We start from the raw sequence: 12700 nt of genomic DNA, 5'->3' as shown, positions 1-12700 counted from the left end.
CGGGAATCCGGCGCGGAGCGGCGAAGAGGTACTGCGGAGCGGTCGAGGCCAAGCCGCGGAGCGGCGCAGAACCCCCCGCCGCGGAGCGGCGAAGAAGCCCCGCCCGCCGACGGCTACCCGTCGGCCCGAGCCGTGGCCAGCAACTCCTCCGCATGTGCCCGAGCCGTCTCCGAGTCCTCCTGCCCCGCCAGCATCCGGGACAACTCCCGAACTCGGTCCTCCCCTTCCAGCACCTTCACCCCGGACCGGGTGACCGACCCGTCGTTCGTCTTCTCGACCAGCAACTGCCGATCGGCGAACGCGGCCACCTGCGGCAGATGCGTGACGACCACCACCTGCGCGGTCTTGGCGAGCTTGGCCAGCCGCCGCCCGATCTCGACCGCGGCCTTGCCGCCGACACCCGCGTCGACCTCATCGAAGAGGTACGTCGGCACAGGGTCGGTCCCCGCGAACACGACCTCCACCGCCAGCATCACGCGCGAGAGCTCACCACCGGACGCCCCCTTGGCAATGGGCCGTGGCGGCGCCCCAGGATGCGGCGCGAGCAGCAACTCGACCTCGTCGACACCCGCGGGCCCATACGCGACCGTACGTCCGCCGACTTCCACGCCCGCAGGATCGTCGCTCTGCCGGATATCGAACGACACGCGCGCGTGCGGCATGGCGAGCGAGGCCAGCTCGGCGGTCACGGCGCCGGCGAACCGCTCGGCGGCCTCCGTACGGGCGTCCGTCAATGCCTGCGCCAACCCGCCCAGTTCCCTCCGCAGCGCGTCCCGCTCGCCGGTCAGCTCGTCGATCCGCTCGTCGTCGCCGTCGAGTTCGAGGAGCCGCGCGGCACCCTGCTCGGCCCACGCCAGCACGGCGTCGATGTCCGCGCCGTACTTCCGGGTCAGCTGGGTGAGTGCGGCCCTGCGCTCCTCGACCGCCGCGAGCCGCAACGGATCGGCGTCGAGGTCGTCGGCGTACCCGGCCAGCTCCCCCGCCACATCGCGCAGCAGAATGTTGATCTCGCCGATCCGCCCGGACAGCTCGGCGAGCGACGAGTCGTGCGACCGTACGGCCTCCAGCGCCCGGTGGGCCCCCGCGACGAGCGTCGCCGCGTCGATGCCCTCCGGATCCTCGGGATTGCCCGCGAGCGCGGCGTGCGCGGCCGTGGCGGCCGAGGCCAGCGCCTCCGCGTGGCCCAGCCGCTCCGCCTCCGCCGCCAGCTCCACGTCCTCGCCCGCGCGCGGCTCGACCGCCGCGATCTCGTCGAGCCCGAAGCGCAGCATGTCGGCTTCCTGGGCCCGCTCACGCGCGCGCGTGGTGATCTCGTCCAGCTCGGCGGAAATGGCCCGCAGCCGCCGGTAGGCGCCCCCGTACTTGGCGAGCGGCACGGCGACCGCGTCCCCGGCATACCGGTCGAGCGCCTGCCGCTGCCGGGACAGCTTGAGCAGTCCCTGCTGGTCGGTCTGTCCGTGCACCGCGACGAGCTCGTCGGCGATCTCGGCGAGCACCCCCACCGGCACGGAACGCCCGCCCAGGTGCGCCCGCGAGCGCCCCTCGGCCGAAACGGTACGGCTGATCAGCAGCGCCCCGTCGTCGAGCTCGGCGCCCGCCTCCTCGGCCCGTACGACTGCCGTTCCGCGCGCGGGTACGGCGATCCGCCCCTCCACGACCGCGTTCTTGGCGCCGATCCGCACCAGCGCAGGGTCCGCGCGCCCACCGAGCAGCAGCCCGAGGCTGGTGACCACCATCGTCTTGCCCGCACCGGTCTCACCTGTCACGGCGGTGAAGCCGGGCGACAGCTCGACGACCGCGTCGTCGATGACTCCGAGCGACCGTATCCGCATCTCCTCCAACACGCCCCCGACCATACGAGGTTTTCCTGGCCCCGTGCGACGCCGCCCCCGCAACGAGAGCCGGGCGTTACCTTCTCCGGGCAGGCCTCGTTCCCCAGAAGCCTCCCCGCCCACGCGGGAGTGATCCGGTCGTGTCCGTCGTGGACGAGTTGCGGATTCGTTGCTCCCCGCCTACGCGGGGGTGGCCCGGCGCCCGGGCAGTACCCGTGGCGCCGGGCACGTTCTAGTGCGGCGCCCCCCGCCACCCCGCCACCGGCAACGCAAACTTGGCCACAAGCCGATCGGTGAACGACGCATGGTGCAGCCGAGCCAGCCGCACCGGCACAGCCCCCCGCCGCACCTCCACTCGTGCCCCCGGCGGCAACTCCACCGTCCGCCGCCCGTCGCACCACAGCACCCCCGGCGGAATGTGCGGCAGCACCTCCACCGCGAGCACCGAGTCCGGCGAGGTCACCAGCGGCTTGGCGAACAGCGCGTGCGCACTGATCGGCACCATGAGCAGCGCCTCGACCTCCGGCCAGACCACGGGCCCGCCCGCGGAGAAGGCGTACGCCGTGGAGCCGGTCGGCGTGGACAGGCAGATGCCGTCACAGCCGAAACCGGTCACCGGCCGCCCGTCGATCTCCAGGATGACCTCCAGGAGCTTCTCGGCGGAGACCTTCTGCACGGCGGCCTCATTGAGCGCCCAGTCGGTGTGCACGATGTTGCCGTTCTGGTGCACGACGACGTCGACGGTCATGCGTTCCTCGACCTCGTAGGCCTTGGTGACGACCCGGTCGACGACCTTGTCGAGGTCGTCCCGCTCGGCCTCCGCGAGGAACCCGACGCTGCCGAGGTTGACGCCGAGCATCGGCACCCCGGAGGCGCGGGCGAACTCGGCGCCGCGCAGCAGCGTGCCGTCACCGCCGAGGACGATCAGCAGCTCGCATCCGTCGAGGCACTGCGGAGTGGCCTCCTTGACCAGCTCCACTTCGGGAGGCAGCGGCAGATCGGCCGCCTCGGCCTCCAGGACGCGCACCCCGAGCCCGGAGCGCAACAGCCCCTGGACGACGAGTTCGGCGCTGCGGATCGCAGCGGGCCGCCCGGTGTGGGCGAGCAGAAAAACAGTACGAGCTCGGGTCTCTGTCAACGCGGCCCCTCCGCCACTGCACGGTCAACGTCGGCCGGGTCGAGTTCGGGCGCCCCGGCACGCAGCCACAGAAAGTACTCGACATTGCCCGAGGGCCCGGGCAGCGGGCTGGCGGTCACGCCCTTCACCCCGAGACCCAGTTCCGCGGCCCGCCGGGCCACCCCGCGCACCGCCTCGGCGCGCAGTTCCAGGCTGCGTACGACACCACCACTCCCCAGCCGTTCCTTCCCCACCTCGAACTGCGGCTTGACCATCATCACCAGATCGGCGTCGGGCGCCGCGCACCGCACGAGGGCGGGCAGCACCAGGCCGAGTGGGATGAAGGACAGATCCCCGACAACAAGATCCACGGGCTCCCCATCGATCGCCTCCAACGTCAACTCGCGTACGTTCGTACGGTCCTTGACGGTGACGCGTTCATCGCTCTGCAGAGACCAGGCGAGTTGCCCGTAGCCGACATCGACGGCGACCACGTGGGCGGTGCCCGCGCGCAGCAGCACGTCGGTGAAGCCTCCGGTGGACGCTCCGGCGTCCAGCGCACGCCGTCCCTCGACAGTCAGCCCCTGTGGCACGAAGGCGGCCAGGGCGCCCGCAAGCTTGTGCCCGCCGCGCGAGACGTAGTCGGGGTCGCTGTCGTCCTGGGTGACGACGATCGCGGCCGCGGTCTCCACCTGGGTGGCGGACTTGGTCGCGAGGGTCTTTCCGACGGTGACCCGGCCCGCAGCGATCAGCTGCCCGGCGTGCTCGCGCGAGCGGGCGAGCTTCCGGCGGACCAGCTCGGCGTCGAGGCGGCGGCGTGCCACTCCTGCCACGTTCGGTTCAGCTCCTGCGGTCGTACGAAGATGGGGGCGCCGGAGGTCCCGGGCGGGCGTCGAGCGCGGTCAGCGCGTCGCGCAGCCCCCTGTGTACATCCTCGTACACCTCGACGTGTCCGTCCGTGGCGAGGTGGTCGGCGTCGGCCAGCCGGTCGAGCTGGTCGTCGACCTCGGCGTTGCCGGTGGGGACGCGCGGGACGTTCAGCGGGGCCGGGGCGGCAGGGTCGTACTCGGGTTCGACATCGGCCGGAACCTCCGGCTCCGGCACCTCGTCCCGCGGAGACCCGGTCTCCGACACTGAGTCGCTCATGCCACGACGCTACCCCGAAGCGCTGCGGTACCGTCGATCACGATGGCCACGATTGAGGAGTGCCGCAGCGCACTCGACAAGCTCTCGGACAATATGGCGGGCGCCGACAGGGACGTGCGCGAGGCGGCGGCCTTGGACCGCTCGCTGAGCTGCCGCATCACCGACCTGGACATCACCTTCGTCGGCCGCCTCGAGGATGGCCGGATCAAGGTGCTGGACACGCTCCAGGGGCCTCCGCGCGAGAAGGCCCAGATCAGACTCACCATGGCCGGCGACGATCTGGTCGCCATGGTCAGCGGGGAGCTGAACTTCGCAAGAGCCTGGGGGTCGGGCCGAGTGAAGCTGGAAGCGAGCCTCCTCGATCTGCTCCGCCTCAGGAAGCTTCTGTAGCGGGTACACGCGCGCGTGCCTTGCGCGCCGCCGGCACCACCAGCGGCGTCCCCGTCTCCGGGTCGTCGATGACCTGGCAGCGCAGCCCGAAGACCTCCTCGACCAGTTCGGCCGTGACGATGTCGCTCGGCGCGCCCTCGGCGATGACCTCGCCGTCGCGCAGGGCGATGAGGTGGGTGGCGTACCGGGCGGCGTGGTTGAGGTCGTGCAGCACGGCGACCAGGGTGCGGCCCTGTTCCTCGTGGAGTTCGGCGCACAGGTCGAGCACGTCGATCTGGTGCTGGATGTCGAGGTAGGTGGTCGGCTCGTCGAGCAGCAGCAGCGGGGTCTGCTGTGCGAGCGCCATGGCGATCCACACACGCTGCCGCTGGCCACCGGACAATTCATCGACATAGCGATCGGCCAGCTCGGCCACACCGGTCGAGGCCATCGACTCCTGCACGACCCGCTCGTCCTCCGTCGACCACTGGCGCAGCAGCCCCTGGTGCGGATAGCGGCCCCGGCCGACCAGGTCGCCGACCGTGATCCCGTCCGGTGCGATCGACGACTGCGGCAGCAGGCCGAGCGTCCTTGCGACCTTCTTCGCCGGCATCGACTGGATGACCTGCCCGTCGAGCAGCACCCGCCCCTCGGAGGGCTTGAGCATCCGGGAGAGGGCGCGCAGCAGGGTGGACTTGCCGCAGGCGTTCGGGCCGACGATCACGGTGAAGGAGTTGTCGGGAATCTCCACCGACAGCTGCTTGGCGATGACGCGCTGGTCGTAGCCGAGGGTGACGTTGTCGGCGGACAGGCGGTTCACAGTACTCCTTGGGGTGTTCTCGTGCGCCGAGGCGTTCTGGTGCCCCGAGGTGTTCTGGTGCGCCGGGGCGCTCATATCCGGCCCGCCCTGCGCTCGGTGACGAGGAGCCACAGCAGATAGACCCCGCCGAGTACTCCGGTCACGACACCGACCGGCAGCTGATCGGCGCCGAAGGCCCGCTGCGAGGCCCAGTCGGCGACGATCAGCAGGGTGGCGCCCATGCACATCGACGACACCAGATTCGGTCCGGGCGACCGGGTCAGGCGCCGGGCGAGCTGTGGCGCGGTGAGCGCCACGAAGCCGACCGGTCCCGCGGCGGCGGTGGCGCCCGCGGTGAGCAGTACGGCGCACAGCATCAGCAGCAGTCGTACGCGCTCGACGCGCACCCCCAGGGCGTACGAGACGTCGTCGCCCATCTCCATCATGCGCAGCCCCCGCGCGTTGCCGAGGGCGAGCGGGACGAGGACCGCGCACATCACCAGCAGCGGCCAGACCTGCGTCCAGTCACGGCCGTTGAGGGATCCGGTCATCCAGACGACCGCGCGGGCCGCATCGACGATGTCGGCCTTGGTGAGCAGATAGCCGTTGACCGCCGTGACGATCGCGGAGACTCCGATACCGACCAGAACCAGTCGGTATCCGTGCACGCCCCGCTTCCAGGCCAGCAGATAGATGGCGACTCCGGTCACCAGGCCGCCGATGAGCGCCCCGAAGGCGACCTGGGTCGCGCTCCCGGAGAACAGCACGATCATGATGAGCGCGCCGGCCGTCGCCCCCTGTCCGAGGCCGAGGACGTCCGGGCTGCCCAGCGGATTGCGGGATATGGACTGGAAGAGCGCCCCGCCGAGCCCGAGCGAAGCGCCCACCAGAAGGCCGACGAGGACCCGCGGCAGCCGCAGGTCGTTGACGATGAACTCCTGGCCCGCGTCGCCGTTGCCGACCAGGGTCTTGAGGACGTCGACGGCCGGGATCGGGAAGTCGCCGGTGCCGATGAGCACCACGCTCGCGGCCAGCGCGGCCACCATCAGCAGCACCACGACGGTGAAACCCCGGACGTCGAGCCGCACGGAGAGCCCGCCGCGCGTGCGGACCGACCGGATGGCGGGAGTCGGCTTACGTGTGGTCGTCACAGCTGCGCCGTCCTCCGCCGTCGTACGAGATAGATGAAGACCGGGCCGCCGAGGACCGCGGTGACGATGCCGACCTGAAGCTCCGCGGGCCGCGCGACCAGCCGCCCGACGACATCGGCACCGAGCAGCAGCACGGGCGACAGGACAGTGGCGTACGGCAGGATCCACCGCAGGTCCGGCCCGGTGAAGGACCGCACGACGTGCGGGACCATCAGCCCGACGAACACGATCGGCCCGCAGGCGGCTGTCGCGGCGCCGCACAGCACGGTGGCGGCTGCCATGGACAGCGCGCGGGTGCGGTTCAGGTTGGCGCCGAGCGCGCGGGCGGTGTCGTCACCCATGGCCATGGCGTTCAGCGGCCGGGCCAGGGCCAGCGCGACGATCGTGCCGACCACCAGGAAGGGCAGCACCTGCTTGATGGTCGTGTCGGTCGCCGAAGCCAGCGAACCGACCGTCCAGAAGCGCATCTTGCCCAGTGCGGCATCGTCCATGATCATCACGGCCTGGAGATAGCCGTAGAGGGCGGCGCTGATCGCCGTGCCCGCGAGGGCGAGCCGTACCGGGGTCGCGCCCCGGCTGCCGCCGAGGAACCAGACCAGGGCCCCGACCGCGGCCGCGCCGAAGAAAGCGAACCACACATAGCCGCTCAGCGAGGTGACGCCGAAGTAGGTGATGGCGGTGACGACCGCGGCGGACGCGCCCGCGTTGATGCCCAGCAGTCCGGGGTCGGCCAGGGGATTGCGGGTGAGCGCCTGCAGGACGGCACCCGACAGCCCGAGCGCGGCGCCGACGAGCAGTCCGAGGACGGTGCGCGAGACCCGGTCGCCGACCACGACGTCGGCGTACGTCCCCGAGTCGTGGAACAGACCGTGCCAGACCTGATCCAACGGCAACGCCTTCGCGCCGATCGCGACGCTCGCCAGCGCGACGAACACCAGCAGGACCACGGAAGCGAGGAGCCCAACGGTACGTATCGCCCGGCGGCTTGGGGGCGCGGGGGCGGTCTCCGCGCGCTGTTCGGGGGGACTGTCGACCAACACCCGGTTAGGTTAGCCTACCCTCGCCGTCGCTTCGATGCCCGGTGACCAGTCACGACAGCGGCAGTGCCCGCCTCCATGTGCCCCGTGCAGCCGCTGGTCAACCCTCCGCCGGAGGACTGATCAACTCTCCGCGCCCTCAGAGGCCCAGCCGCGCCAGCGCCTTCCCCCCGTCCAACCCACACGCCCCGTCCCCGGCGGCCGTCCACGCCGCCGCGCACAGCGCCCGCAGCCCGTCGAGGGCCTCCCCGTCACCCGCCAGCTCCAGCCGCTCACTCCCGGCCGTCGCCGTCCAGCCGCCGCAGCGGAACCCGCTTCCCGCCTCGACGACCTCCGGCTGTCCGGTCAGCAGACCGCGCAGATCGGCGTCGACATACGTCGGCCGGTGCTGGGGCAGAGCGGCCAGGAGCTGCGCGCCGTCCGTCACGCCGGTGAGCACGAGCAGCGAGTCCACCTCGCCGTTGAACGCGCCCTCGATGTCCGTGTCCAGCCGGTCCCCGACCACCAACGGCCGCTGTGCCCCGGTGCGCAGGATCGTCTCGCGGTGCATCGGGGGCAGCGGCTTGCCCGCCACCTGCGGCTCGGCGCCGGTGGCGATGCGGACGACCTCCACCGCCGCCCCGTTCCCCGGGGCGATCCCACGGGCGCCCGGAATCGTCAGATCGGTGTTGGACGCGAACCACGGCACCCCGCGCGCGATGGCGTAGCACGCCTCCGCGAAGCGCCCCCAGGCCAGATCAGCACCCCCGAAGCCCTGGACGACCGCCGCCGGGTCGTCCTCGGCCGACTCGACCGGTTCCAGCCCGCGCTCCCGCAGCGCGACCCGCAGTCCCTCACCCCCGATGACCAGCACGCGGGCACCGGCCGGCACCTGCTCGCTGATCAGCCGGGCGGCAGCCTGCGCCGAGGTGATGACGTCGGACGCCCCCGTCGGTATACCCAGCTCGCTCAGATGCTCCGCCACGGCGTCGGGCGTCCGCAGCGCGTTGTTCGTGACATACGCGAGATGCATCCCGCCCGAGCGAGCGGTACCGAGCGACTCCACGGCGTACGCGATCGCGTTACCACCCGCGTACACCACCCCGTCGAGGTCGAGCAGAGCCGTGTCGTAGGCCTCGCTCAGAGCCTGCGCACTGCCCTCGGGCCGCGTCCTGACGGTCTGGCTCATTGCACATCTCCTCGTTCGATCTCTGTCCCACGATCATCGCTCATGCCACTGACACACTTACGATGCCTCAATGAACTATGCAGGTCCCGCGGAGCAAACACCCGCGCGCATCGGCCTCGAACTGACCCCGTTCCGGGGCCTGCGCTACGACCCCGACCGGGTCGGCAGCCTCGCCGCCGTGACATCTCCGCCGTACGACGTCGTCGTACGGCCGGACGGTCTGCTCCACCTCGAATCCTCAGACCCGCACAACATCGTCCGGCTGATCCTCCCTCAGGACGGAACCCCCACCGCCCGCAACCGCCAGGCGGCGGACACCCTGCACGACTGGCTGTCCAAGGGCGTCCTGACCACCGACCCCGAGCCGGGCCTGTACGTCTACGAGCAGCACGACGACGGCATACTGCAGCGCGGCATCATCGGCGCCCTGCGCCTGTCGGAGCCGTCCGACGGCGTCGTCCTCCCGCACGAGGACGTCATGCCCCACATCATCGCGGACCGCGCGGCCCTGATGCGCGCCACCGCCGCCAACCTCGAACCCCTGCTGCTGACCTACCGCGGCAACGGCTCCCGGGTAGGCACGGCCGCCGTCATCGAACGCACCGCCGAGCGCGAACCGCTGCTCTCCACCACCACGGAGGACGGTTTCAACCACCGCCTGTGGGCGGTCACCGACCCCGTCGATCTGGCCGAGGTCCAGACAGACCTCGGCAACCACCAGGCACTCATCGCGGACGGCCACCATCGCTGGGCGACGTATCTGCGGCTGCGTACCGAACATCCCTCGCCCAGCCCCTGGGACTACGGCCTGGTGCTCCTGGTGGACACCGTTCGCTATCCGCTCCGCGTCCGCGCGATCCACCGCCTGCTCCACGGCTTGCCGGTCGCGGACGCGCTGGCCGCCCTCACGGGCTCCTTCCGGGTACGTCACCTCGACGTCCCCCTTCCCGAGGCCCAGGCGGCCCTCGCCGAAGCGGCCGGTTCGGGCAACGCCTTCCTCCTCGCGGGCGACGGCGCGTTCCACCTGGTCGACCGCCCGTCCCCGGACCTCCTCGCCCGTACGGTCCCGGCCGACCGCCCCGAGGCCTGGCGCACCCTGGACGCGACCGTCCTGCACAGCACGCTCCTCGGCCACCTCTGGGGCATCCCGGAGGACTCGCCCGCCCACATCGCGTACATCCACGACACCGCGGCCACCGTCGCCAAGGCGGAACACGACGGCGGCACGGCCGTCCTGATGCACCCGGTCCGCGAAGAGGTCGTACGCGATCTCGCCCGCCAGGGCGTCACGATGCCCCGCAAGTCGACGTCGTTCGGCCCGAAGCCGGCATCGGGGCTGGTCCTGCGGGCACTCGTTCTCTGAAACGCCGACGGCGGGACCCCTTCCGGAGTCCCGCCGCCCGTGCCCCGCTACATCCGCCGGGCGTCAGCTCTGAGGCGCGTCCTGGTCGCCGCCCTCAACAACCGGCGCCTGCTCCCCCTTCGAAGCGGCAGCTTCGTCGTGAACATCGTCCTCGTCGTCGTACTCTTCGTCCTCGGCGTCGTCCTCGGCGTCGGTCTCAGACGTGGCTTCTTCGTCGCCCTCGCCCTCATCCTCGACGAGCACGTCGACGAACTCGACACCGTCCAACTCGGCGAGTCGGTCGGAGGCGTCCGTGCTGCCGTCCTTGTCGGACTCCACGGCCTTCGCGAACCACTCGCGCGCCTCGCCCTCACGACCGGCGGCAAGAAGCGCGTCGGCGTACGCGTAGCGCAGTCGCGCGGTCCAGGGCTGCACGGAGTTCGAGGCGAGCTCCGGGCTCTGGAGGGTCACGATGGCGGCCTCGAGCTGCCCCATGTCCCGCCGCGCGCCGGCGGCCACGAGCCGCATCTCGACCTGACCGGCCTTGTCCAGCTTGTGCACCTCAGGCGCACCGGCCATGTCCAGCGCCTTCTCGGGCCGACCCATGCCGCGCTCGCAGTCCGCCATGACGGGCCACAGATCCACGTTCCCGGTCATGCGGCGCGCGGCCCGGAACTCGGCGAGCGCCTCGCTGTACTTCTGGTTCGCGTACGCGGCGAACCCGGCCGCCTCGCGCACAGCGGCGACACGCGACGCCAGGCGCAGGGCAATCCTCGAGTACGCGTATGCGCCCTCGGGGTCCTCGTCGATGAGCCGGGCGACCATCACCAGGTTCCTGGAGACTTCCTCGGCGAGCCCCTTGGGCAGGCTCAGCAACTCCTGCCGTACGTCGTTGTCGATCTCCTCACCCGTGACGTCATCGGGGATCGGCAGCCGCTTGATCGGCTCACGGTCCCGATCGCGCTCGTCGCGGCCACGGAAGCCGCCACGGTCGTCGCCCCGCCGGTCATCACGGCCGCGGAAACCACCGGGACGGCCGCCCCGGTCGTCCCGACGCGGGCCGCGGCTCCGGTCGTCACGCCCCCGGTCGTCGCGGGGCCGGAAGCCGCCACGGTCGCCGTCTCGCCGATCGTCACGGCGGTCGTCACGCCGGTCGTCACGGCGGAAACCACCGCGGTCATCGCCCCGGCGGTCGTCACGGCGATCGTCACGGCGATCGTCACGGCGATCGTCACGGCGATCGTCACGGCGGAAGCCGCCGCGGTCGTCGTCTCGACGCTCGCCACGGTCATCACGACGGAACGGCGGACGGTCCCCGTCACGACGGAACCCACGATCACCGTCGTCACGACGGGGCCCGCTGGTGGAACGGTCGTCACGACGGAACGGCGGACGGGAACCACCACGATCGCCCTCGCGCCTGTCGTCCCGACGGAAACCCCCACCACCACGGCTGTCATCACGGCGGAAGCCACCGCGGTCGTCGTCCCGACGCTCACCGCGGTCATCACGACGGAACGGCGGACGGTCCCCGTCACGACGGGGTCCGCTGGTGGAACGGTCGTCACGCCGGAACGGCGGACGGGAACCACCACGATCGCCCTCGCGCCTGTCGTCCCGACGGAAACCCCCACCACCACGGCTGTCATCACGGCGGAAGCCACCGCGGTCGTCGTCCCGACGCTCGCCACGGTCATCACGACGGAACGGCGGACGGTCCCCGTCACGACGGAACCCACGATCACCGTCGTCACGACGGGGCCCGCTGGTGGAACGGTCGTCACGACGGAACGGCGGACGGGAACCACCACGGTCACCGTCTCGCCGATCGTCACGGCGGAAGCCGCCACGGTCGTCGTCCCGACGCTCACCACGGTCATCACGACGGAACGGCGGACGGTCCCCGTCACGACGGGGCCCGCTGGTGGAACGGTCGTCACGACGGAACGGCGGACGGGAACCACCACGATCGCCCTCGCGCTTGTCGTCGCGACGGAAACCCCCACCACCACTGCTGTCATCACGGCGGAAGCCACCGCGATCGCCGCGGTCATCGCCCCGACGATCGTCACGGCGGTCATCCCTGCGGTCATCGCGCCGGTCGCCAGGGCGGTCGTCACGGCGGAAACCACCACGGTCACCGCCGCGGTCACCATCACGGCGGTCATCACCGCGATCGTCCCGCCGGCCGTAGCCACCACGGTCGTTGTCGCGACGGGGGCCCCCGCGGTAGCCGCCGCGGTCACCACTGTCCCGGCGGCGCTGGTCGCGCTCCGGTCGCTCATCGGGAGAGTTGGGGGACATGGGTGACTCCTGTCTTCGGTACCGCAAGTCATTCTCGCGCAGCCGGGTACGCGGCGCGCTTCGGAAAAACAAAAAAAGGACCTCTGGTCCCAGCGAGTCGCTGGAACCAGAGGTCCTCCAAAGATTGTTCGGCGGCGTCCTACTCTCCCACAGGGTCCCCCCTGCAGTACCATCGGCGCTTTGAGGCTTAGCTTCCGGGTTCGGAATGTAACCGGGCGTTTCCCTCACGCTATGACCACCGAAACCCTTTCAGACACCCCACCGTAAAGCAGGGTCTTGAACGGGCAGCGAACAAGCACACTTTTCAATTGATGAGTGAAACTGTTCAGCCAGCACAACCGTTCGTTGTCTGGGAACTACACAGTGGACGCGAGCAACTGAGGACAAGCCCTCGGCCTATTAGTACCAGTCACCTCCAGCGGTTACCCGCCTTCC

The 12700-nt window shown here is 71.0% G+C and carries 11 protein-coding genes and 1 rRNA gene; 2 read left to right on the top strand and 10 right to left on the bottom strand.

All coding sequences use genetic code 11. The features are described 5' to 3' along the window. Positions 1 to 113: 113 nt before the first annotated feature. The 4 genes from recN to ACX28W_RS24735 all read right to left on the bottom strand — a co-directional run bounded on the left by recN (position 114) and on the right by ACX28W_RS24735 (position 4095). On the bottom strand, positions 114 to 1856 hold the full coding sequence (gene recN, locus ACX28W_RS24750; protein WP_459001536.1) for a DNA repair protein RecN: 1743 nt from the start codon (positions 1854 to 1856) through the stop codon (positions 114 to 116). A 208-nt stretch (positions 1857 to 2064) separates the two neighbouring features. After that, complete coding sequence (locus tag ACX28W_RS24745) at positions 2065 to 2970, bottom strand: NAD kinase (protein WP_459001535.1); 906 nt, start codon at positions 2968 to 2970, stop codon at positions 2065 to 2067. Further along, positions 2967 to 3782, bottom strand: a complete 816-nt coding sequence (locus ACX28W_RS24740; RefSeq protein WP_459001534.1) for a TlyA family RNA methyltransferase — start codon at positions 3780 to 3782, stop codon at positions 2967 to 2969. Before ACX28W_RS24740 ends, ACX28W_RS24745 begins: the two co-directional genes overlap by 4 nt. Before the next feature lie 7 nt (positions 3783 to 3789). Then, a complete protein-coding gene (locus ACX28W_RS24735; protein ID WP_459001533.1) occupies positions 3790 to 4095 on the bottom strand; it encodes a hypothetical protein in 306 nt (101 codons plus the stop codon). A 42-nt stretch (positions 4096 to 4137) separates the two neighbouring features. Between ACX28W_RS24735 and ACX28W_RS24730 the strand changes: the two genes are divergently transcribed. After that, positions 4138 to 4485 (top strand): SCP2 sterol-binding domain-containing protein, encoded by a 348-nt coding sequence (locus ACX28W_RS24730; protein WP_459001532.1) that lies wholly within the window; start codon positions 4138 to 4140, stop codon positions 4483 to 4485. Here the strand turns inward: ACX28W_RS24730 and ACX28W_RS24725 are convergent. The 4 genes from ACX28W_RS24725 to ACX28W_RS24710 form a co-directional block, all read right to left on the bottom strand. Then, positions 4469 to 5359: an ABC transporter ATP-binding protein gene (locus tag ACX28W_RS24725; protein ID WP_459001531.1), complete on the bottom strand. Its 891-nt coding sequence runs from the start codon at positions 5357 to 5359 to the stop codon at positions 4469 to 4471. The genes ACX28W_RS24730 and ACX28W_RS24725 overlap by 17 nt on opposite strands. Next, positions 5356 to 6414, bottom strand: coding sequence for a FecCD family ABC transporter permease (locus ACX28W_RS24720; RefSeq protein WP_459001529.1), 1059 nt, complete (start codon positions 6412 to 6414; stop codon positions 5356 to 5358). Before ACX28W_RS24720 ends, ACX28W_RS24725 begins: the two co-directional genes overlap by 4 nt. Further along, positions 6411 to 7454, bottom strand: coding sequence for a FecCD family ABC transporter permease (locus ACX28W_RS24715; protein WP_459001528.1), 1044 nt, complete (start codon positions 7452 to 7454; stop codon positions 6411 to 6413). Before ACX28W_RS24715 ends, ACX28W_RS24720 begins: the two co-directional genes overlap by 4 nt. 136 nt (positions 7455 to 7590) lie before the next feature. Next, positions 7591 to 8619, bottom strand: a complete 1029-nt coding sequence (locus tag ACX28W_RS24710; RefSeq protein ID WP_459001526.1) for an HAD hydrolase-like protein — start codon at positions 8617 to 8619, stop codon at positions 7591 to 7593. A gap of 70 nt (positions 8620 to 8689) precedes the next feature. Here ACX28W_RS24710 and ACX28W_RS24705 point away from each other — a divergent pair, with 70 nt between their 5' ends. Then, positions 8690 to 9982, top strand: a complete 1293-nt coding sequence (locus ACX28W_RS24705) for a DUF1015 family protein (RefSeq protein WP_459001525.1) — start codon at positions 8690 to 8692, stop codon at positions 9980 to 9982. A 63-nt stretch (positions 9983 to 10045) separates the two neighbouring features. On the opposite strand, the gene ACX28W_RS24700 is transcribed toward ACX28W_RS24705, so the two are convergent. Both ACX28W_RS24700 and rrf read right to left on the bottom strand, forming a co-directional pair. Continuing rightward, positions 10046 to 10894, bottom strand: a complete 849-nt coding sequence (locus ACX28W_RS24700; RefSeq protein WP_459001624.1) for a hypothetical protein — start codon at positions 10892 to 10894, stop codon at positions 10046 to 10048. A 1497-nt stretch (positions 10895 to 12391) separates the two neighbouring features. Next, positions 12392 to 12508 (bottom strand): 5S ribosomal RNA (gene rrf, locus ACX28W_RS24695). Positions 12509 to 12700 lie beyond the last annotated feature (192 nt).

Source organism: Streptomyces sp. SD15, from assembly GCF_054462255.1.
Note: the sequence above shows the minus strand (reverse complement) of the source record. Positions and strands in the feature narration are given on the sequence as shown.

What these genes read in the sequence shown, in the direction of transcription:
- ACX28W_RS24725 (WP_459001531.1), bottom strand. Translation starts at nt 5,359, where the DNA reads ATGAGCGCCCCGGCGCACCAGAACACCTCGGGGCACCAGAACGCCTCG.
- ACX28W_RS24710 (WP_459001526.1), bottom strand. Translation starts at nt 8,619, where the DNA reads ATGAGCCAGACCGTCAGGACGCGGCCCGAGGGCAGTGCGCAGGCTCTG.
- recN (WP_459001536.1), bottom strand. Translation starts at nt 1,856, where the DNA reads ATGGTCGGGGGCGTGTTGGAGGAGATGCGGATACGGTCGCTCGGAGTC.
- ACX28W_RS24730 (WP_459001532.1), top strand. Translation starts at nt 4,138, where the DNA reads ATGGCCACGATTGAGGAGTGCCGCAGCGCACTCGACAAGCTCTCGGAC.
- ACX28W_RS24705 (WP_459001525.1), top strand. Translation starts at nt 8,690, where the DNA reads ATGAACTATGCAGGTCCCGCGGAGCAAACACCCGCGCGCATCGGCCTC.
- ACX28W_RS24735 (WP_459001533.1), bottom strand. Translation starts at nt 4,095, where the DNA reads ATGAGCGACTCAGTGTCGGAGACCGGGTCTCCGCGGGACGAGGTGCCG.